Annotated in this window: 18 protein-coding genes and 1 riboswitch; of the genes, 6 read left to right on the forward strand and 12 right to left on the reverse strand. The window is 44.8% G+C overall.

Translation table 11 applies throughout. The features are described 5' to 3' along the window. Positions 1-89 precede the first annotated feature (89 nt). The 4 genes from ASD24_RS05250 to ASD24_RS05265 form a co-directional block, all read right to left on the reverse strand. Positions 90-2,369 (reverse strand): outer membrane protein assembly factor BamB family protein, encoded by a 2,280-nt coding sequence (locus ASD24_RS05250; RefSeq protein ID WP_056692661.1) that lies wholly within the window; start codon positions 2,367-2,369, stop codon positions 90-92. Positions 2,370-2,461: 92 nt separating this feature from the next. Next, a complete protein-coding gene (locus tag ASD24_RS05255) occupies positions 2,462-3,256 on the reverse strand; it encodes an energy-coupling factor transporter transmembrane component T family protein (RefSeq protein WP_056692664.1) in 795 nt (264 codons plus the stop codon). Continuing rightward, complete coding sequence (locus tag ASD24_RS05260; RefSeq protein ID WP_056692667.1) at positions 3,231-4,787, reverse strand: ABC transporter ATP-binding protein; 1,557 nt, start codon at positions 4,785-4,787, stop codon at positions 3,231-3,233. Before ASD24_RS05260 ends, ASD24_RS05255 begins: the two co-directional genes overlap by 26 nt. Beyond that, positions 4,788-5,381: an ECF transporter S component gene (locus ASD24_RS05265; RefSeq protein ID WP_056692669.1), complete on the reverse strand. Its 594-nt coding sequence runs from the start codon at positions 5,379-5,381 to the stop codon at positions 4,788-4,790. It lies immediately after the preceding gene. Positions 5,382-6,013: 632 nt separating this feature from the next. On the opposite strand from ASD24_RS05265, the gene ASD24_RS05270 reads away from it, so the two are divergent. Further along, entirely contained in the window at positions 6,014-6,967 is a 954-nt protein-coding gene (locus tag ASD24_RS05270) for a copper amine oxidase N-terminal domain-containing protein (RefSeq protein ID WP_056692672.1), read from the forward strand. A 92-nt stretch (positions 6,968-7,059) separates the two neighbouring features. On the opposite strand, the gene ASD24_RS05275 is transcribed toward ASD24_RS05270, so the two are convergent. The 3 genes from ASD24_RS05275 to ASD24_RS05285 form a co-directional block, all read right to left on the reverse strand. After that, positions 7,060-7,728: a pectate lyase gene (locus tag ASD24_RS05275; protein ID WP_056692675.1), complete on the reverse strand. Its 669-nt coding sequence runs from the start codon at positions 7,726-7,728 to the stop codon at positions 7,060-7,062. A gap of 511 nt (positions 7,729-8,239) precedes the next feature. Further along, complete coding sequence (locus ASD24_RS05280) at positions 8,240-8,680, reverse strand: hypothetical protein (RefSeq protein ID WP_156395344.1); 441 nt, start codon at positions 8,678-8,680, stop codon at positions 8,240-8,242. A gap of 246 nt (positions 8,681-8,926) precedes the next feature. Further along, positions 8,927-9,802 carry a radical SAM/SPASM domain-containing protein gene (locus ASD24_RS05285; protein WP_200956131.1) on the reverse strand — a complete coding sequence of 292 codons (876 nt, stop codon included), beginning with the start codon at positions 9,800-9,802 and terminating at the stop codon, positions 8,927-8,929. Positions 9,803-10,052: 250 nt separating this feature from the next. Then, a riboswitch (TPP riboswitch) is annotated at positions 10,053-10,153 on the forward strand. 193 nt (positions 10,154-10,346) lie between these two features. Here ASD24_RS05285 and thiM point away from each other — a divergent pair. The 4 genes from thiM (at position 10,347) to ASD24_RS05305 (ending at position 13,973) form a co-directional block, all read left to right on the forward strand. Further along, the gene (gene thiM, locus ASD24_RS05290; protein ID WP_056692681.1) at positions 10,347-11,171 is read left to right on the forward strand and encodes a hydroxyethylthiazole kinase; all 825 of its coding nucleotides are present in this window, start codon (positions 10,347-10,349) and stop codon (positions 11,169-11,171) included. Then, positions 11,162-11,971: a bifunctional hydroxymethylpyrimidine kinase/phosphomethylpyrimidine kinase gene (gene thiD / locus ASD24_RS05295; protein WP_056692684.1), complete on the forward strand. Its 810-nt coding sequence runs from the start codon at positions 11,162-11,164 to the stop codon at positions 11,969-11,971. Before thiM ends, thiD begins: the two co-directional genes overlap by 10 nt. Continuing rightward, a complete protein-coding gene (gene thiE / locus ASD24_RS05300; protein ID WP_056692687.1) occupies positions 11,971-12,636 on the forward strand; it encodes a thiamine phosphate synthase in 666 nt (221 codons plus the stop codon). The genes thiD and thiE overlap by 1 nt, the downstream gene beginning before the upstream one ends. A 587-nt stretch (positions 12,637-13,223) precedes the next feature. Then, positions 13,224-13,973 (forward strand): MerR family transcriptional regulator, encoded by a 750-nt coding sequence (locus tag ASD24_RS05305; RefSeq protein WP_056692690.1) that lies wholly within the window; start codon positions 13,224-13,226, stop codon positions 13,971-13,973. 1,323 nt (positions 13,974-15,296) lie between these two features. Here the strand turns inward: ASD24_RS05305 and ASD24_RS05310 are convergent. From ASD24_RS05310 to ASD24_RS05320, 3 genes are all read right to left on the reverse strand, one after another. Next, positions 15,297-15,776 (reverse strand): hypothetical protein, encoded by a 480-nt coding sequence (locus ASD24_RS05310; RefSeq protein WP_056692692.1) that lies wholly within the window; start codon positions 15,774-15,776, stop codon positions 15,297-15,299. Positions 15,777-16,105: 329 nt separating this feature from the next. Beyond that, entirely contained in the window at positions 16,106-16,762 is a 657-nt protein-coding gene (locus ASD24_RS05315; RefSeq protein WP_056692695.1) for a deoxynucleoside kinase, read from the reverse strand. Further along, positions 16,759-17,382: a deoxynucleoside kinase gene (locus ASD24_RS05320; RefSeq protein ID WP_056692698.1), complete on the reverse strand. Its 624-nt coding sequence runs from the start codon at positions 17,380-17,382 to the stop codon at positions 16,759-16,761. The genes ASD24_RS05315 and ASD24_RS05320 overlap by 4 nt, the downstream gene beginning before the upstream one ends. 347 nt (positions 17,383-17,729) lie before the next feature. Here ASD24_RS05320 and ASD24_RS05325 point away from each other — a divergent pair, with 347 nt between their 5' ends. Then, on the forward strand, positions 17,730-18,806 hold the full coding sequence (locus ASD24_RS05325; RefSeq protein WP_235540395.1) for a hypothetical protein: 1,077 nt from the start codon (positions 17,730-17,732) through the stop codon (positions 18,804-18,806). Between the two features lie 205 nt (positions 18,807-19,011). Here the strand turns inward: ASD24_RS05325 and ASD24_RS05330 are convergent, their stop codons facing one another. Together ASD24_RS05330 and ASD24_RS05335 are read right to left on the reverse strand one after the other, a co-directional pair. After that, positions 19,012-19,746 carry a LytR/AlgR family response regulator transcription factor gene (locus tag ASD24_RS05330; protein ID WP_056692704.1) on the reverse strand — a complete coding sequence of 245 codons (735 nt, stop codon included), beginning with the start codon at positions 19,744-19,746 and terminating at the stop codon, positions 19,012-19,014. Between the two features lie 21 nt (positions 19,747-19,767). Beyond that, positions 19,768-20,991: a sensor histidine kinase gene (locus ASD24_RS05335; protein ID WP_235540397.1), complete on the reverse strand. Its 1,224-nt coding sequence runs from the start codon at positions 20,989-20,991 to the stop codon at positions 19,768-19,770. Positions 20,992-21,050 lie beyond the last annotated feature (59 nt).

Consider the following 21,050-nt stretch of genomic DNA (forward strand, 5'->3'; position numbering starts at 1 on the left):
GCAATCCTGTTTATTTATAATAAATCAACATGCACTATGAGACAACCCTTAAGGCGCAACCTCTATGAATGAGAGTTCAAAAGGGACGGTTATTGAACCATCTCTGATAATAAGTCTTGTGATTTATATAAACTGAATCGCCCATTGGAAGAGCCAATATAGACCTCATCTCCAATGCGGTTTATCGCTCCGTTCTTGGCCTGTCGATCTCTATGCTCTGGCTGGCCTGTAACAATATCATTCACCCTGCCTATCAGTTCTCCGTTTTGCGCGTTGAAGACGAGCAGATCTGCCCCCGTAGGCAGCAGTAACTGATCATTAATGAGCGTGTAACTCCCCTGATTGATAAGGTGCCGCACCGTTCCTAACGTCTCTTTAACACTCCAGCGTAATTTTCCCGTCTTATAATCCAGTGCAGCAGGAGAGCCATTCCTGATCACGTATACTTGATCCCCTTCTACCAGACCACGTTCAATCTTAGCGTTCACACTCCAACGTTTCTGGCCACGCTGTGGATCATAGAGTGTTGTTGTGAAATCTTCGTATTCACCATATTGATCTCCATGTTTATTTTCACGAATCAATACCATCCCATCATTCAATACCTCGATCTGTTGTTCTTGTTTAGCAGCAAAATGTTCCCGCTTCTTGCCTGTATTCAAATCGACTAGCGTCCACTGATCTGCAAGCAGCATCCAGCGTTCAGGTTTGGCACTCTGAAACGGATCTTTACGATATATCCCATCAAAGTACGGATTGTTCTCTGGGTGATCTACCGTAGACTTTTTAGCTACGATATTCCAAACGACACGCCCTGTTAAGGGGTCAGCAGCCGTCAATTTACCTTTGTCCCAATAGAGTACATAAGGATCTTCAGCACGCTGGTTCAACAATTGGTAGTCCTTGTTAAGCTTACGTGTCCACAATATCTTGCCATTCTTACTATTAAGTACGGATAGATGCCCACCATTGGATGTTTCGCTCAGACGACTATCCACAACGACCACATTTTTCGCTGCAGTTATATAGTTCACTTCATATCCCCGCTTAGGATTGAAACCCCACATCACCTTACCATCGTTCAGTCTGAGTTGACGGACACGATCGGTATAGCCTTTCTTAACCGGATCATAGTCTGTGAACAAGGTTACATGCTCACGTTCAATATCCATCTGAGCCTGCTGTATACCATAACCGGCATTGACCTCCCACAGTTTCTCTCCAGAGTCTCGATCCAGGGCATACATTGAACTTTCGTAATGGAAACCGCTAAATCCACCATCGTCACCTTCCATTAAAAGCACATCCTCATTCGCCGCCTGTAAGAAGGTATAATTAATTCCGCCCTGGTTCGTCCAGATTGGCTTCCATGGCAACGTAGCTGGCAGCACTTTGGCGTCTGTCTTGTTCGTATGTTCATACTCTTCACCGGTACTAAAATAATACTTATCCCAACTGTAAGTCTGTCCACCCTGTAAAATACGCCACTCTGTTCGAGCAATCTTACCCGCTTGAGTAAAGGTAACAAGAAACTGACTATCCTCACGTTCATACCGCCAAGTCTCGCCAATACTCATCTTCTGGCCTGTATCGGAGAGATTGCTTGAATGCTCTTTCCAATCCGGTTCACCTAGCCATCGCTTCACCTGATTGGAAGTTTCTTCTCTATTGAACTTTAGATAGGTTAGATGCCTTATCGATGTAGTGGTCAGCGAAGAATTCTGCTGCAACCAACCATCCTTTATATTTTCATGTTGGTCAATATCCTCTGCCTTAACCCAGAGCAGAGGAGGAAGGTAATCCAAACTATTCTTCGTCCAGTTGCGCGGCGTTATTGAGACACCATACCATCCATTCCATTCTTTTATTAGAAATGCTTCTTCAGCACCGATTGGCCAGCTTGTTGTGCTCCCTGGAGACAAATATAATTTACGGTCTGGATGCAGCTTAAAAGTCTGTGGAGTGACCGCTTCAATACTACGACTCTCTTTCGATGCATACCACGCCGGGAACCACACCGTTCCCCGATTCTCATCCTGAACCTTAATCCATTCCCCTTCTGCAGACCGCACTTTCCATTTCTCCATATGGGTCGTGTACGATTGCAGTTTCACACTGTCTAGATCTTCACGACGATCTACTCTCTGGATGTACAAAGGTGTATCTGACACAACCGTCACGGCTTCGCCTTGTTTATAAGCAACATTCGCAGGATTAACTTGTTTTACTACACTAGAGCTTGGTTCTACAGTTCCGACATCCGTGCGGTTATCCAATAACGTACAACCTGTGACGAGCATGAACGAAATTCCCATAACGGTAACCCATGCATACCTTGCTTTTCTTCCATTTGGCCCAGTCTTCACCATATTCACTCCACTCAGGTAGAAGTTATTTCCATTAAAGACGTTTGGAACCAGGGAAAGTTACTAACTCATCACAACTTTTTTTTCTCGCGAAACTATCTGACGTCCACCAGATGAGGGTGATAAGGATACAGGATTCCCATAGCAAAGGCGGTGGATAACAGGATAACATAATACAATGTGAACCATAGATCCGCACGCGAGTAACCAACCTGCACGTAATAGGTGCGACTCTGTCCTTCTGCGAACCCTTTTGCCTCCATCGCAATCGCCATTCGTTGTGCGCGACGGATGCTCTGAGCGAGTAGAGGAATGGCGTACCGTTTCAACGTGCCATATAGGTTCCAGCGAGAACTACGCTGCTTCGTACCTCGAATACGAATGGCATAGCGTAACGTCTGAAATTCATCCAATAGAATCGGGATCATACGCATCGCCGCAAGAAAGCTGTACGCGTACTTGGCTGGCAACCGCCATTGCTGCATTAACGAATAAAATAAACGAACAGGTTTGGTCGTAAGTCCAAATAACAAACCCGCTGCTGCCATGCTTAAAGAACGGAACCCCAGATGCATCCCACGATAGAAACTTTCTTCTGTAATATGAATAAGCCCCGAGCGGAACCAAGTGGTTTCCCCCGTACCAAACATCATCATCCCGGTTGAAGTAGAGATGAACACCAGGATGAAGGGCGAGGCGTACAAAAGCAGCCTATACCACGGGTGACCTGACCAGCATAGTAGTAGCAGCATGACAATCGCTACATTAGCCATAACATTCAGATTATGTATGAGAATAACCATAATAAACATCAGTGTCAGAATAACGAGCTTGAGACCCGGGTTAACCGCATGGAGCCAGGTTTCACGGTATGGAAACGAGATCTGCATTGGTCAACCTCCCCTTATCAATCGTCCAGACATGTGTGCAATACCTCTTCACGATTTCTCGATCATGTGTGACCATAATGATTGCTGTTCCTTGGCGACGTAGACGCTCCAGTTGTGATAACATCGCAAACGTATTACGGGCATCCTGACCAAATGTTGGTTCATCCAGCAACAGAATGCGTTGCTCACGTACCAGAGCGGAAGCAACACTTAACCGCCGTTTCTGTCCCATGGATAATTGATACGGATGTCGATCCGTTAAATCCTGCAGGTTAAATTGCTCCAGCATGGCGTACGTCTGCTGATGCCGCTCTTCCGCAGAGAGCGTTCCAGACAGAAGTGAAAATTCCACTTCATCCTTGACGGAATGAGCAACAAATTGAAATTCTGGATTCTGGAATACAAACGCAATATGATCAGCCAATTTCTCTGTTTTACCAGGTAATTGCCCTTCTACGCGATAATAACCTGTTGTTTTCAATATGTTCATGAGAGCTAATAACAAGGAGCTTTTGCCAGCACCGTTAGCTCCAACAACCGCGATCCAATCCCCATGCCACACCTTTGCCTGTTCAATCTCAATAAACGGCGTTTTCCCTCGCCATCCGGTGAAATGCTGTAATTCAAGTGCAGGCTTAGCTTCTGGTGTACTCACCTTCACAGGATCATTTAGTGAATCTGTCTTGCCAGGTTCCGTGTCGGCCATCACTCGGTAATCCTCTAATGCTAATCTATTACTTGATCGATGCAACCCTTGCTCTTGTTTCTGATTTTGCCCATGTTCTTGTTCATGCTCATCCCATACCCCTGAGTACCAAATTCCATAGTCTCGCAGCATTTCACGATGATTCGCAAAGATCTGCGCTGCACGGTCGTCCGCGACAATCTTTCCGTCTGGTGACAGCACGATAATTCGATCAACTAATTCCACAATCTCATTAATTTTATGTTCCACAATAATCAGCGTTTTGTTCTGCATGATCTGCTTCACCGTATCCCACACTTGCGTAGTTCCCTCGTCATCCAGCAATGCTGTCGGTTCATCTAGAAACAGCACATCCGGTTGCATCGCCAGCATGGAGGCCATAGCTAGGCGTTGCTTCATACCCTGGGACATCGAGTGGATCAATTGGCGATTCCTTTCGAACTTTAATCCCACTTGGTTCAGGTATTGGCTAATCAGCTCAGGCATATGTTCTCGCGGTATATTCCGGTTCTCCAGCACAAAGGCAATTTCTTCATCTGTATAGGACATGCAAAACTGGGTGTCCGGATCCTGAAAAACAAACCCGGCTTGCTTCGGCACCTGAATATCATCACATTTCATCGGAATCTCTACTGAATTCGGGATGATGCCACTCAATATTTGCAATAATGTTGACTTGCCAGAGCCACTCGGCCCAAGCAACAGTACCTTTTCCCCCTGGCGTATAGAGAGAGACAAGCCTTGAAATAACAAGGCCTGCTCTCCAGGGAACTTACATCTTAGATTGGTTACCCCTACAACCTGCGAACGCTCTTCTTCATGCATTTAGTCCAATGCCTCGTAATCCTGTTTGGATACAGGTCGGAGTGAACGTGTCACGCCTGTAAGCTCAAGCGCTTTGGCTAAATAATAAGCGAACACACCTGCGATGATAATACTTCCAAGGAAGCGGAAACCGATAAACAAGGTGTAATTCCATGCCGATAATGAATCGATGTAGCCATATTGGTAATCCAGTATAAGTGAAGCCGCTGCTGCACCAACTGCTGCTAGGCAGGTTACCATCAGGTTTGTAAGACGATAGCGAAATGCTGCGAAAAAGACCTCGGCACCTAATCCCTGCAGTAATCCATAGACTAGCGTAGACATGCCCCATTCACTTCCCAGAAAAGCACTTACCGTTGCTGCGGCAACCTCGGCTAAGATCGCTATGCCGGGTTTACGAATCACAATAAATGCAAAGGTGCCCGCCATAAACCACATGCCATAGATCATCTGCTCGGCATGTATTCCGAAAGGCTTCATTAGATCATAAGTAGGCCCCCATATTTTGTAGATCACGCCAAACACAACCGCAATCACAATCGTTACCAAAATATCCGTCAACCTCAACTTATTACTGCGCACTGCATTTCCCATGTAAACAACTTCCTTCCTTTGTCTTGTTTAGGGCGTGCCCGAAAACTCCACGTCCTAGATTGGTAGAACACAAAAAAAGCCTCCCCGGTTTCCAGGCAGACCTACGTATCGTCATGGTGATCAGCAGTAGACAATGTACCAAAAATATAACAAGTGCATTTCATTACGTGATCGGACTCACATCCGTCATTTTATTTTGCATAAGTTTACAGCGACCCTCTTTAAACAGGATCAAAATTGTACATCCATAGATGATTGCAAAATAACTAGGCTTCGAAATGATACTCATTACGCTATTTTCAACGTCTTGTTCACTGTGATTCTATGTTCTCTACGCTGGCATTACCCAGATCAGATATTACGGTCAGCAGCATAAGGCCGCCCTCTCAGCCCAACTTCATTGAGCACCCGGTTCACTTATTTCATTGCCTCTAATGTACACTATATGGGTAATTGTAGCAATGCTATGTTCACTAAAAATACCTTGGTACGCTTACTAGTCTAGTGACCGAATCCACCTGCGAGCATTGTTTCGCTATAGATACGTTAGGTTAATGACAGGATGTGATTTACAACTATATGAAACTTTTGGGATAACTATTCCGTCTGTACACTTAGAAGGGAGATTGATTATGATGAAAAATATCCACTCGGTTTGGCAGCAAAAAAAATGGAAGCTGATTCTTGCCGCTTCGATTCTCACCGCAGGTACGGCACCCGCACTGCTGTCACCCCACGTCGTAGAAGCAGCTACCAACCACAAACCCACAGCGTATATTAATAACATCCCAGCTTCCTATGACGTCGTCATTCGGCAAGGTGTCACCTATGTAGCACTGACCGAACTTCAATTCTTGGGCAACTATACATTCGGCTATAACAACAAAACTAAAGAAATTAGTATCCAGACCGATCGCGACAAATACATTCTTGCGCCTAACACCAAAACGATAACGAAAAATGGTCAAACAGCGACACTTGCAGCAGCTCCTATTCTGGTCAATGGCAAAGCTATGCTTCCACTCCGAGCCATTGGCGATGCCTTTGGCGCCCAGGTTAGTTGGAATCAGGCCGCAAAGGAAGCTTACATCTATCAAACGGATACTGCCCTCGTTAAAGCATATAACGGCAACGATCTCGTGACTGCGCGCGAGGCTGCAATTCATCTACCACGTTTCTCGAAGTTGGGACAACCTCGTCTGGAGCTACGTGAAGAACGTGGTGATGTGGACTCCACCACAGCCTATATATTTGAACAAGGCAAAAAAGATCGCTTCTTCATTAACGAAAACAACAATCTAATCAGTTATTATGAGGTCAAAAACGGTCAGGCCTTACTGAAATGGCAAGCAAACTTAGGTAACGGTTCCGGGACTCTTGGTGATCTGTTCTTCGTCAAAACGAAGCCATATGCTGAAGCTGGAACACGCCCTTCATTAGCTGGTAAAACGATCGTGTCATTCCGGTACTCACTCATGGCCGAGGAAACCTCTTATACGGTCACCAACAAAGCCGGCTCGGTAGCTGAAGGGGCGGCTGTACCATCTAAAGGAAGTATCTTTGTTAACGTGCCGGATGAAAAGTAGAAGTAGGAGCCTTATGGACATGCATGCTACCTCATCTAGCTGAAACTATAGGAAAAGGCATCCCGCGGGATGCCTTTTATCTGTTCGCTGCATTAATACTGCGTATTCCCTGATTGACTTGTATTGCCTGAAGAGAACCCTTTGAATAACGTAGGTACCTTCGAATATCTGGTGTTCGTTATTTTCCCCTTCGTACTGCCGCTGTCTGTTCGCAAAATGGAATCCTTCACATTGGAAATGTTCGAATTATCTACATTCATGGTCACGGCATACGAGGTGCCTCCATTTTGACGAACGAGCTTGCCAATATCATCTGCTCTGAAATTTTTGATGTTAATAGTTCCGGATGCATTCATCTGAAATACTTTGTCATATGCTTTGTAAGCTGCTCCACCCGTAATGTTCACCGTTCCTGACGATTTCAAGGTCAATGCATCCTCTCCAACATCCTTCCAGGTGACATTCTCAATGTTACAGCTACCATAACAGTGCACGCCATCAGCTGCTGGCGCTTCAATGACTACGTTCTTCAATGTGGCGCCTGCCTCAAGGCGAAAGATAGGCTTTTGATTTTCCTTCTGACTGCCATCACCGAGTGTATTCGGATCGGCAGCGACGCTTTTCCCTTTTCCATCATACGTCTTGCCTTTCTCTACAATGATGGTTGTCTTCACAATCTCGGGAGCAGCAGACGCAGGGATTGCCCCAAATACGGAAGCGACCAGACCAACCGACAATAACACCGTTAACAATTTTTTCATCGAACATGTCCTCCTCTATTCATATGAATTGGTGGCGCATAAGCTTAAGCTTGTCCTCACGGTTCCCCCAGATGTGCACTTCTGCTTGGAACGTATCCTGATCCTACCAAATAAGGAATGTAACGAGAATAATCATTAGATGATATGTCTTGGTATTCGCCTTGGAGCCTCCCTTATCAGCACATTTCGTACGCTGAATTATCCGGGCAGTATGCTATTCTGAACTTCATATATGCTCTATTTAGGGCAGATGAACACATGAATATTGTGCAAAAACAGCAAAAAATCACGCCATCTGTAACCAGATAACGTGACTAGCATTTATAAATATTTAAAAGGCATCTCTATCATAGTATTTCATCCTTGAACTCCAAGGAGCTTTGGATATCGAAAAAGATGTGGGGAACATGATGGCAGCGCAACAAAGTATTTATGAAACGGGTCTTAAAAAAAGGTGGCGCCTAAATGCACTACTAAGATAAATGTGAAGAAGAGCCCTATGGTGCTTTTTTCATTTAAAATAATCTTGAATAACCTTCATATCAAAACTACTCAAAATTTCATATTTCATCGATGAATTCTTTTTAGGAGTGGCTTCATAATCATAGACATCAACATACTTATTATCATTTAAAAACATTCCTAGTCTTCTGTTATCAGCAACATAAACAACGATCGTATACGTTTCATTAATTTCTTTAGAAATACTGGATTCTTTCTTCACTTCAATGGCTGACAAACTGCTCATGACTTTATCAATTTCCTCTTTGTTTGTGAGGGTGATTTTTTTATGTATGCCCTTTTCGATCTCTATCGAGCTTATCGTATCTAAGTTAAGATCCTTCCAAGCAGTATCTCTTAATGAAGTTGTTCTGTTCGTTGTTAAGAACCATAATCCAACAGCTAAAAGTATAATAATCGATGCTAGAATGTAGTAATTACGTTTCAGCACATTAATCTCCTTATCATTATCCGTTTTACTTATTGTAACATTTATCCATTTTATAGAGTACCCATAGTCTCCGATGCAACAAAAAATGTAAAATAATATGTCCGCCACTGAATTTGTAATTTCCTATTTCGACGTGAGGTGGGGCATCACACTACGAAAAACCCCCATTTTCACAAATTAGGAAAAGGGAGCTTATCATATCAAGCAGCATTATGGACTTATTGAGCACTTTATCACTGCTGCTAACTATGCACCAAACCGCTGGCGGTACCCACACTTGCGGCACAACTCTTCCACAGCTTGCCTCTTAGAGAATCCATAAAATAAGTTATTGGCTCGTTCCCCGTCAACGATCTCCGAGAATGACTTCTCATGTACGTTGCCTAAGTTAATTACACCTTCGCCATCCAGGCAACACGGTACAACCGTGCCGTCCACCAATACAGCCGCCTGACTCCGAAGAGCATGACAGAAGCCTTTGCCGTCATCCTCTGGTGCATCCAAGCTAGGCCACTGAAATTCATGATCCTGATTGAGGTATACATTCGGAGCAATTTTGACACCGCTACCCGGTACAACCTTTTCTTCAATACGAAAATCGAGGTTGAACTCCCGCTCTAACACCTCTAGCGTTTCCCGATTTCGATTCATTTGAGCATTCGTAAAGTTATCCTGTGTCAGGTTCCAGAGTCGGAACGAAATAATAACATTATGTTTCACCGCTTCACGAACAAAGGTTAATATGTTATTCAAATATCCTTCGCGGTCTGTGGAGCCTTCATGTCCGTCGAAGCTATGCAAGGAAAAGTTCATCTGACGTAACGCTGGCTTGCCTAGCAGCTTATGCTGCGTCTTGGGCAGCAGTGTGCCATTGGTCGTGATGTTGACCTTGAACCCTTTCTCATGTGCAGAATCCAGCAGCAGATCGATTTTGGGATGCAGCAAAGGCTCACCTTTGACATGAAGATATATGTGTTTGGTATGTGGCTTAATCTGATCCAGTATATTGTTAAAGACGTCAGGGTCAATGAAATTTTTGGCACGCTTGGTCTGCGGACAAAAGCTGCACGCCAAGTTACAGATGCTTGTAATTTCGATGTAGACTTTCTTGAATGTTTTCAACTCGGATCCCCATTCTTCTCCGGAGGGAGAGCGTCCCACCTTCATTTCGTAATATAACGATAACAATTTCACTAGTGCGTAATCAAAGTGCTCTTTTGGAACAACCTCTATTATATCGGGTTAGGAAGTAGGGAACAACAACGTTTCATATCAGATTCCTGCTGCTCGTACGAAGCATAATCTGTGGCATCCCTTCTTTACATCCGGCTTGCATGTGATATATGCTGGAGCTATAAATGAATATAGTTGAATAATGCACTGGGGGAGCCTAACGGCTGAGACGAATTCATTTTCGGACCCTTTGAACCTGATCTGGATCATACCAGCGGAGGGAAGTGGAGCGGCCTTTCAATAAACAACATGCGTTTTTTCATACAGAACATGTATGTGAAATACACTTGCCAATTGAATCTACAGCCCCACTCATTTCTCCGGAAATGGGCGGGGCTTTTTGCATTCTTTAGAACAGAGAACATGCACCGGAACAGGTCAAAGTGAAGCCAAGCCCAGCTCCCACTAGAGGTACATACAAGGAGGAAAACAGATGTCTTATTTGGAACGTATACGCACTCTAAATCCGTTAGTGCACAATATCACCAACATTGTGGTTGCTCCCTTTGTAGCCAATGGCTTGCTTGCACTTGGGGCATCGCCTTTTATGGCTTACGCCCACGAGGAGGTTGCCGATGTTGCGAAAATGTCCGGCGCGGTTGTCCTCAACATTGGCACACTTAATAAAGATGTTGTGCAGTCCATCCTGCTCGCTGGTGTATCTGCCAACGCCCATCATGTTCCTGTCGTCCTTGATCCTGTTGGCGCTGGTGCCACATCCTATCGCTCTGAGCAGGTTCAATTACTCGTTCGTGAACTACATCTCACGATCTTGCGTGGGAACGTGGCAGAAGTCGCCAATGTTATTGGCGAGCACTGGAATAGTAAAGGTGTAGATGCTGGACAAGGTGAAGAAGATCGTATCGGAATAGCCGAGCGGGCAGCTCAAAAGTTAAACTGTATCGTCGTGATTACGGGTCGCGAAGATGTCATTACAAATGGACATCAGACCTATCTTGTCAGTAACGGTCATGCCCTCTTAACTCAAGTTACCGGTGCGGGATGTCTGCTCAGTGCTGTGATTGGAGCATTTGCAGCGGTGGCGACTGATGACAATGAACTTCTGGATAGTGTTGTAGAAGCACTCGCCTTCTACGGCATTGCTGCTGAGATTGCTGCAGATCGTACAGAGGGCCAGGGTCCCGGCAGCTTCCAGATCGAGCTATTGAACCAACTCGATCATGTATCCCCGTCAGTACTACAGCAGCGTGCTCTTATTCGTCACATTCATGGAGGTGGAGGTACAACATGCGTATAGCTCAGGCTCTAACGATCGCTGGATCAGATAATGGCGGCGGTGCTGGGATTCAAGCTGATCTCAAAACCTTTCAGGAACTTAGTGTATATGGTATGACCGTCATTACTGCCATTGCGGCACAGAACACAACAGGAGTTCAAGGTGTATTTCCTATTTCATATGAAGGCATAGCCCAACAGCTTGATTCAACTGGAGACGACTTCAAGCCAAATGCGGTGAAAACCGGCATGCTCTACAGCACGGAAATTATCCAATTGGTGGCTGAGAAATGGCGCCATTATGAATGGTCTAATCTAGTCATTGACCCCGTTATGGTAGCCAAGGGCGGCGCACCGTTGCTTCAGCAGCAGGCTATTCAGACACTGATTACGGAGCTGATTCCGCATGCAAGGATCACTACGCCTAACATCCCTGAAGCTGAGCTGCTGACAGGCATGTCCATTCGTAATTTAAGCGATCGGGAAGAGGCAGCCCGACGCCTTGTGCAGATGGGCTCTACGTATGCCCTGATCAAAGGCGGCCATGACACGGGCGGTATGATTGTAGATGTATTCTATGATGGCCGATCCTTTCATTATCTAGAGAATATTCGTATTGTGACCCCACATACTCACGGAACGGGCTGTACGTATTCTGCCGCCATTACGGCTGAACTGGCGAAAGGTTCGTCCGTTCTAGCTGCCGTCACGACTGCGCGAGCATTCATACAGGCAGCCATTGAGGATGAGCTCGGCATTGGAGCCGGGCACGGGCCGACGAATCATTTTGCGTATCAGCGCAGACAGCGGGGTGAGCGATGATGCATGAGCTGAATGCAGACGCGGCGCGACGCACAATGCAGGTGTATTTGGTAATGGGCAGCGTGAATACCACGCAAGACCCTGTGGAGGTGCTGCGCCAGGCGATTGCTGGCGGCATTACGCTGTTCCAGTTCCGCGAAAAAGGAACTGGTGCTCTGGTTGGTGAGGCCCGCCTAGCTCTAGCATGGCGGCTTCGCGAGGTGTGCAGCCAGCACGGGATACCGTTCATCGTGAACGATGATGTGGAGCTGGCTGTAGCTGTGGAGGCCGACGGCGTGCATGTCGGCCAAGAAGATGCGGACGCGGCGCTTGTACGCGCCCGCATTGGAGCTGGGCGGATGCTTGGCGTATCCGCCCACTCCGTGGAGGAAGCCCGCCGTGCGATGCAGGCGGGCGCCGACTATCTTGGCGTCGGGCCAATGTACCCGACGCGCTCCAAAGCGGATGCCCATGCTGTGCTGGGCGCCGCAGGGATCTTGGAACTGCGCGCCGCAGGCATCGCAGTTCCGGTGGTCGGTATCGGCGGCATTACGCCCGATACCACGGCCGCCGTGATGGCGGCTGGAGCCGACGGCGTAGCCGTCATCTCCGCCATTGCGGGCGCGGCCGACGTGCGCGCAGCGACTGCGCAGTTCGCTGCGGCGGTGCGTGGGATGCTGGCGTAGCCATGCGCCCCTGCACCGCGGCAACCCCGCAGGGGCGCAGGGTTTATGCGCTGAGCCTGTGCGTCGCATCTACATCATTTAGCTTTATTGCATTATTAATCATGGATTAAGGATTATGGATCATGAATTATGTAACTTTTACACACGTCAACCTCCGACACAGCTTAGATATACCCCAGAAAACTCCGCATTGAATTTACGCTGAATTCAAAGACTTCATTTGCATCAATATTAGCAGGATTGTCTATACATATAATGTTGAAGACCCCTCATTTATGTTCATAAACCGTCAGTGAATAGTTTGTCTACGAGTACGCTTTTAGTAACAGTTCGCGATCATAGATTAGTTTGGCGTATTCGTTCACAACTCTACATACAAAATATGATGCACCTGTCGGATTGATATCCTGTATGCTTCTTGTTTTCTTCTTGTTTGCTTCCTCTCGGCTTCCTATCATTCACTTCAGTTTCTCCATCCTACTGTGCTTCTCCTTAAAATTTAGTTTAGGTGCTACATTCAAATATAACAGGGTTGACTCTCACGTAACGTGACACTGTACAATCAGTGATGTAAGGAGGTTGGAACCATGGCCATAAAGGTAAAAGAAGTTGCCGAGCTCGCCTCGATCAGTGTGCGCACACTGCATCACTATGATGAGATTGGTTTGTTAACACCGGATGAAGTTACTTCAGCAGGGTATCGACTCTATTCAGATGCCAATCTAGACATGCTGCAGCAGATTTTATTTTTCAAAGAACTCGACTTCTCACTGAAAGATATCAAAGACATCATAAATAGCCCTTCCTTCAATCGGGAGGAAGCACTTCAGATGCACCGCCAGATCCTTATGGAGAAAAGGGAACGATTAGACCGTATGATTGCCACCATTGATAAAAGTGTTCTGCATATGAGAGGAGACATCGATATGACGACGAAGGAACAATTTGAAGGTTTTAACTTCAAGGAGAACCCGTACGAACAGGAGGCGCGTCAGCGCTGGGGGAATAAAGCTGTAGACCAGGCGAATGAAAAGTTACAACGCTCATCACCCAACGAACAAAAGGCAATAGCAGATCAGATGAATAGCATCTTTACTCATTTGGCAACGCTTCGTGACACTTCACCCGCATCGGCTGAATCCCAAGCGGTCATTACGCAGTGGTACACCTATCTGAATCAGATGGGACATTATTCACCTGAGGCTTTTCGAGGATTAGGTCAGATGTATGTGGATGATGAACGCTTCACTCGTAACATTGACCAATTTGGCGAAGGATTAGCTGCCTTTATGAAAGAAGCCATGGCGATCTTTGCAGATCAGCAGCAAACAGACTAAGTACAACCCAGCCCGTTAAACTTAAGGAAGAGCATATGAATTAGGGCATGTCTGAAAACGAATAAATCATGTCGGATAATTTGAAATTAAACGAATGAGGCAACGAGCAAGAGGCGCAGATGGTAAGAAATATACGTTGACCGTAGGAACTGATGAGAGACATATTGTGTTCTACCCATTTACCAGACGTCCATGCAAATGAAATGATTACCTCCTGTTTCATGAATGATTCCCTGTTCGATGTCATTCGCTGGATCGCCAGCAGTGGTGTAGAGGATAAGATGTGCCGGAAGAACGTTAGAGTAGGCTTTAGAGTGGATTTTAAAGTGGGTTTAAGGTGGTTTAGAGTGGGTTTAGAGTAAGTAGGTGAGGGTTACGTTGGAAACGGAGCAAATAAAGGCTATTCATGTGAACGAGCCTCTCCACCTACACCGTCGTTTTGGCGTTAACGAATCTGAGAGACCTTATTCGGCCGGTTCACGACGAATGGAAATGGTAACGAATCTGAGAAACGTTATATTACGAAATACCATGAAATAGGTCTAATCTCCGCACTCCAACGGCGTATTAGCGTGTCATCGATTCGTTAGCATTTCCTGAATTCGATTTTGCCGTCAATAAGGCTGTCTGAGTTCGTTAGAGATGGTGCTTCATCCGAACGTCGTGAATTTAAATCTCACTTTCACTTACAGACATCTCCACCATCTCTTCACCCCACTGTGTCATATTTAAGAGCATCGTCCACCATTTTCTCGCCCTGTTGTGTCACTTTCTCTTGTCCTACCTAAGCTGTCTAGGCCGTCTAGACCGTCTAGGATTGTCTGCGGATAACATCCTTGCTTGGAACAAAAACTTCAAATACTACTTCCTCCAGCGTGTTTTCACAGCATTTTCAGAACAGTTGTAGAGCATTTTCAGACACACCTTGGACTCAGGTTAACTCTAGACGCAGCCACGCCCTAGTGAGGTTCTCTCTAGATTCTCACAGGCCAGATTCACACACGCTGGATTCTCACCTATCTACAAGGTAGATATTAACACCAAAAAAGGGACGCACGCCTTCTGGCGTTACGTCCCTTCGTGCTTGTTTCTCAGCCGCAATGTGAAGGAGCCTTCTCGGCACATTCACTCTGAGATTTTTTTGGAATGAAGAATATAGGATTATGAGAATTGCTGGATTTACTAGCCATGCTTTTATTATTGGCACATGCTATTGATTCGTTCGATTGACCCCAGTGGAAGCATGCTCTCCTGCTCTCCTACTTCATACAACTTTGCCCGATCTTGCCCATCTCTACCCTACTACTTCCCGATCTCAACTGATTATGCTCGTGGAGCGTGGTCTGTGGATGAGGCTTCGGTTGCCATACTGGTTTTCGCCATTCGGCCAGGAATCTGCCATGCGGATACGATCGCAAGACCAATAAACAACAGATCCATCGGTTCACCGAAATAGTCCGAGAACGTTTCAATAAACGCATTGACTATCTCCCCGTCAAATACCAATTGCATAAAACTTTCATCAAACATCTCGGATGCAAAATAAACCACCGTCATGTATTTCCCTAATACAATGCCGACAAGCGCAAAAATGACCGCAATCACTTTATGTACTGTTGCAATCCGTTTGTTGGACAACAACACGACAGCATAACCTGTAAGTGCCCCAATGAGAATTGCAATTAAACCTACCTCATATTCAGTCATTGCTGCGACTGCAGCCCATACGGCACCACCCACAATTGCCGCAATTAACCCGCCGATAATCGGCATACCAATCTTGATTCCTTGCTTTTCTTCCACGATGTCTTTCCCTCCTGAGTCATGCTTAGGCTTATTTTCCAAAATTCACCTAACTAATAAAACCACATTTTATTCGTTAATTCAACCATTTTCTATGATGATGAAGTTGTAAGCGATACCCACGCTAGCTCAATGGCGTGCATTTCATGACCCTCGTAAAATCGTGCAATTCCCCGGGGGAACATCGTCAAACCTCAGCCACACAAACACAAAAAACATAAAAAAAACTCCCCACTATTCAACATGACATAGAGAGAGTCCATTCCATTCTATTTAAACATGCTTTTCTTCTGCTAATTAAGCCTTAGAGCTTCAGCAAGCTGATATGCTTAACGCTGTGCTTCCTTCGCTGGTGTGATCACAGCCGCAATCTGTGCCAGAATCGCATCAACCGATGCCGAATCATGCACATCATATTCATCAATGTTCAAGCGCAATACCGGACAAGCTGTGAATTGATCAATCCATACGGAGTAGCGCTCATGCATATGCTCCCAATACGAGCGATCTGTCTGAATCTCCATCTCACGTCCACGCTCGGTAATCCGGTTTAGAATGGATGGCAAGCTGCCTTCCAGGTAGATCAGTACATCCGGGTGCGGGAAATATGGCGTCATGACCATAGCCTCGAACAAGCTGCTGTAGGTTTCGAAATCCGTTGCAGACATTGTACCTTGATCCGCGTGCATCTGTGCAAAGATCCCCGTATCTTCATAGATCGAACGATCCTGTACGAAGCCTCCACCCATTTCAAAAATTTTCTTCTGCTCCTTAAAGCGTTCTGCCAAGAAGTAGATCTGCAGATGGAAGCTCCACCGTTCAAAATCATGATAAAACTTCTCCAGATACGGATTATGATCCACCTGTTCCAGTGAGGTTTTGAAATTCAAACGCTCCGCAAGCGCTGCTGTCAGTGTGGATTTCCCCACACCAACCGTACCTGCAACGGTAATTAATGCATTGTTCGGAATGCCATAGTTATTCATGTGATATACTCCTTTACCTGATTAACGATCTGCCTGAAATGTTCTGGATGCTCTACAAAATCGAGTGCTTCTGCATCCACTTTAATAATGATCGGAGGATTAGGGCTGTCTGCTAAATAGGCCATGCCTGTTTTGTAATCAGCAATAAGCTGTTCCATATACGCTGGATCCATGTCCTGCTCAAAAGATCTTCCTCGCTTGTTGATCCGATACATCAAGGTATCGAGCTCTGCCTCAATATACAGCACCAGATTAGGTTTCGGCAGGTCATCGGTTAACAAATGATAGATTTGACGATACTTGTCCCGCTTCGAGCCTTTCAAAGTGCGTTCGGCAAAAATCATATTTTTGTAGATATGATAATCTGAAATGACGGGTGTATGCTGCTTCACATAGTGAGCGCCGGTGTCTTCCAATTGCTTAAATCGATTACATAGGAAAAACATCTCAAGCTGGAAGCTCCACTCATCTATATCCTGATAAAAGGAAGCCAGAAATGGATTCTCTTCTACGATCTCTTTCACTAGTGGAAGATTCAACTCCTGAGAAAGCATCGTTGCGAGCGTTGTTTTCCCAGCACCAATTGGACCCTCCACAGCAATAAACGGGGCTGATTTCATCGTGTTCCTGTTCCTCCTCGTGCTTATGCGTGTTTCCGTTTCTCTATAGACCTCACCTATTGTATCACAGCTTCGTAGCGTCGAAGGCCAGTATTTTATGTATAAAATGAATATTATGCATATTCACGTAACAGAGCTAAACATTCATCGGATAAAAGACCTTATCCCCACTTTTGGAACTTTAAGTCTAAAGTTATATATTCAAATGATTTAATAAATGGTAAAATAACCCTATTACTATTATTATAGCATTTAATTACAGTTACAAGACTATCGAGCCTACATACCACTACATATCATGATGCTCTAAGGAGAGAATTAGATTGCTGAACAATATTCACCAATTCATGAAGACAACACGTTCGCTTCCACGTACGATAACGATCGCGGCTGCCCTGACCCTTACGCTAACCGGTTGTGCCACCCAAGCTAGTACCTCTAGCCCAGCACCTGTAACTACGGAAACAGCAACAAAGAACGAAGAAAAAAATCATGTTCTAGCTTCGACAAAGAATGAAGTTGAAATCACCGCCCCACTTGAGTGGAATACTTTTGACTATGCTGGGTTGCCAGCCCTGTTTACTGCAATGAACAAAAAAGGCGATGGAATGATTATGATCAATCGTTCAAGTCGAGCAGATACAACGGCTGATGCATCTATTGAAGATTTTATGAAAAATTGGGAGGACGAGTTCTCCTTCGGTGAAGGCAGTACGTTTGAATCAAAACGGACAGGAAGTATGACGATCGATACAGAAGAAGCCTATCTTACTGAAGGGACAATGACTTTGCCTGAAACGACAGGGCACTTTATCAGTGCTTCACTAGAGAAGGAGAATCACTTCTATCGTCTACTCTTCTCCCTACAGCGTGAAATGAATGATGAAGATCGAGAATTGTTCAACCAGATAGCCCAATCGCTGCGAATTCTGGACGACCAACCTACTGTAGTGGAGACCGCTCCAGCGTCTAGTTTTACTAAAGTGATCAAATCAGATGACGAGAAAACCTCGATCCGTGTTCCTTCTATTTGGCTCAGTGAATTAAAAATGATTCCCGATGCCGATCTAGAAGCCACTTCGCCAAACGGTGAAGAATATATGATGCACCTGAAGCATTTGAAGTCTGAATTCGACCCAGGAACAACACTGGATCAGTATTTCGACGCGTATATGGAATATGAGATGGAATTCCTGAGTGATATCGCGGAGTCAGATCTGTTGGCTGTAGAGATTGATGGCAGACCAGGTATTCAGCTTGAACTTCATGCCTCTGTGGACAAAGCCAAATACGGCTACTTATATACGATTCTTGAATATCCCGATCACTTTGCGGTCATTAGTTTCGCCGCGGCGAGCAGTCGATATGACCAAACGAAGGAAGCGTACATAGAATATACGGAGAGCTACCGCGAGGAGCAGTAAGTAAGTTATTGCATTAACAAATGAAGATTGACTTCCGTTTGTGATGCAAAGCAAAGCTTCTCCTTTACTTCTCCAGTGAACAGACTTTTTTGTTCCATACGCTGGAATTAGAAATAAGAATAACCTTCTTGTGATCTGACCTGACCTTAGGTAATCGTAAGAAGGTTATTTTGTGTGTTTCATATTGTGCTGTTGGGTTGTAACCTTATTTTGGGACAATATCCTTCAGCCCTTTTAGAAACCGACTGGAGGCATAGCAGATTTGTCCATTAACCATTCGGATTTCCCGCTTAGCAATGTCAATTTCAGCGATATTATCTTTGTTTACCACATAAGAATTGTGGCAGCGATAGAAGCGATTATCCATCTCAGGTAACGCCTTTAACTTCCCGTAGAATTCAACCTGACGATTGTGGGCATGCAGGATGATTTTATGAAGTTGGGAGGAGGTTTCAAAAAACAGAATGTCATTGTACTCAATGCTGATAACCTTATCCCCCATCTTGGTTTGAAACAATTTCCGATGATTATGCTTGTTTTGCATGTAGCGATGATACGCCGTATCAATGCAGTCAATAACCCGTTTCTGAATGTCGGTAAACTGATCTTTCGTAATATAGTCCATCGCTTCCACTTTATATGTAAATGTCAGATACGTTAATTCTGGATGTGTGGTTATGAATACGATCGCGCCTTGCGTATCATATTGCCGAATCTCCGCGCCTAGCGCTATTCCACTCTTTTCTTCCTGTAGATCAACATCTAGAAAATATAAACCGGTTGTATCATTCTGCTGTAGATAATTAATAATGTCTTTGGAGTGTGCAGTAGAGATCACAACCTTCATGTCCAGATTCTCAATCATGATGTAATCGGACACATATTGGGTTAGACGTTTACGTTGCTCCTCGTCGTCCTCGCAGATAAAAATCTCTAACATATGCCTCATCTCCTCTGTGCTTTAATTCTCGAACACTTCCAAGAGCTGAATAAACGTGCTCTCTCTACGCTGAGTGTCCAGTACAACTCCTTTATATTGCGCAACCATCTCTCTTAAATTGTTGAGTCCTAGCCCGCGATTATTACCTTTAGTTGAAAAGCCCTTCTCAAACAATTGGTACAACTCAGGTGTCTCTTCGCGGCAACTGTTGCTGACCACAATTAATGTACCAAGTTCTTGGCGAATCAACGCCATATGCACAGTTGGTGCCTCACAATGAATTGCCTCTTCGATAGCATTATCCAGTAGAATTCCTACACAGCGGCATAATGGTACGGCATCCATATGGATACGTTCGATCGGCTCGGCAACTTCAATGATGGCATCGATGTTAAGCTCCTGTGCCTTAATCATCTTTGCAGAGATAATGCCTTTTAGCTCTTGTACTTTTAGAAGATGTAAGGCTCCCAGTTTATATGTATTGGACTGCATCCCTTGACTGATCGGCATAATTTTGTGTTCAAAATAGGCCTGTAATTGATCCATATTCTTATGACGAATGTATTCAGACATACTCAGAAGAATATTAATATAATCGTGCCTAAATTTCTGCATATCGGTATATAAATGTTCCAGATTCTCTGTGTATTCCGTTAATTGCTCGTACTGCTCCCGCTGGTTCTGCATAGCCGCTTCCCTCCTGACCGTTCGCGACAATATTACAAATACTCCAATCAGTAGGGCAAAATAAAACAGAAACAAAATACTATTAGCTTGGATGTTATCGTCCGAGAAGCCTTGCCGCTCTCCAATCCATATATTGATGTAAAAAATGATTAAGGTAAAGATACAGACTACGCTAAATAATACACTGTATCTCTTCAAGATCAGTTTGCCTCTAAATCGTTTAACGAAGTAAAGCCCGGTAAGTAACATAGTCATGGATAACAATCCACTGCCTATTAAATTTACAACGGTTAGCATCAAACTCGAAGTGTTAGCATTCATTGAATGGTGAAACATGTTTATTTTGATGAGACCAAACAGATACTCACCTAATACTGATACGAGTACAGAAATAACAGGGAAAATGATACTCCACAACATGTCTTTTGTTTTCCAATGTAAACACGCATAGAAATAGATTACGACGCCGAATATGGCGGATGCTCCAATCCAAGGAAACAGCATCATTCCAATCATAGTCCCACCCACCAAAAGCAAACCACAAAAACGTATATTCATCGTTCGAACTGACATGAAAGACAGAAATAAGATAAGAAACAAGACTTGAACGATAATAC

It is taken from the genome of Paenibacillus sp. Root52 (genome assembly GCF_001426865.1).
In the GTDB taxonomy this organism is placed as follows: Bacteria; Bacillota; Bacilli; order Paenibacillales; family Paenibacillaceae; genus Paenibacillus.

Coding starts and splice junctions, on each gene's coding strand:
- ASD24_RS05250 (WP_056692661.1), bottom strand. CDS start 2,369: ATGGTGAAGACTGGGCCAAATGGAAGAAAAGCAAGGTATGCATGGGTT.
- ASD24_RS05255 (WP_056692664.1), bottom strand. CDS start 3,256: ATGCAGATCTCGTTTCCATACCGTGAAACCTGGCTCCATGCGGTTAAC.
- ASD24_RS05260 (WP_056692667.1), bottom strand. CDS start 4,787: ATGCATGAAGAAGAGCGTTCGCAGGTTGTAGGGGTAACCAATCTAAGA.
- ASD24_RS05265 (WP_056692669.1), bottom strand. CDS start 5,381: ATGGGAAATGCAGTGCGCAGTAATAAGTTGAGGTTGACGGATATTTTG.
- ASD24_RS05270 (WP_056692672.1), top strand. CDS start 6,014: ATGATGAAAAATATCCACTCGGTTTGGCAGCAAAAAAAATGGAAGCTG.
- ASD24_RS05275 (WP_056692675.1), bottom strand. CDS start 7,728: ATGAAAAAATTGTTAACGGTGTTATTGTCGGTTGGTCTGGTCGCTTCC.
- thiM (WP_056692681.1), top strand. CDS start 10,347: ATGTCTTATTTGGAACGTATACGCACTCTAAATCCGTTAGTGCACAAT.
- thiD (WP_056692684.1), top strand. CDS start 11,162: ATGCGTATAGCTCAGGCTCTAACGATCGCTGGATCAGATAATGGCGGC.
- thiE (WP_056692687.1), top strand. CDS start 11,971: ATGCATGAGCTGAATGCAGACGCGGCGCGACGCACAATGCAGGTGTAT.
- ASD24_RS05305 (WP_056692690.1), top strand. CDS start 13,224: ATGGCCATAAAGGTAAAAGAAGTTGCCGAGCTCGCCTCGATCAGTGTG.
- ASD24_RS05315 (WP_056692695.1), bottom strand. CDS start 16,762: ATGAATAACTATGGCATTCCGAACAATGCATTAATTACCGTTGCAGGT.
- ASD24_RS05320 (WP_056692698.1), bottom strand. CDS start 17,382: ATGAAATCAGCCCCGTTTATTGCTGTGGAGGGTCCAATTGGTGCTGGG.
- ASD24_RS05325 (WP_235540395.1), top strand. CDS start 17,730: ATGAAGACAACACGTTCGCTTCCACGTACGATAACGATCGCGGCTGCC.
- ASD24_RS05330 (WP_056692704.1), bottom strand. CDS start 19,746: ATGTTAGAGATTTTTATCTGCGAGGACGACGAGGAGCAACGTAAACGT.
- ASD24_RS05335 (WP_235540397.1), bottom strand. CDS start 20,991: ATGAATATACGTTTTTGTGGTTTGCTTTTGGTGGGTGGGACTATGATT.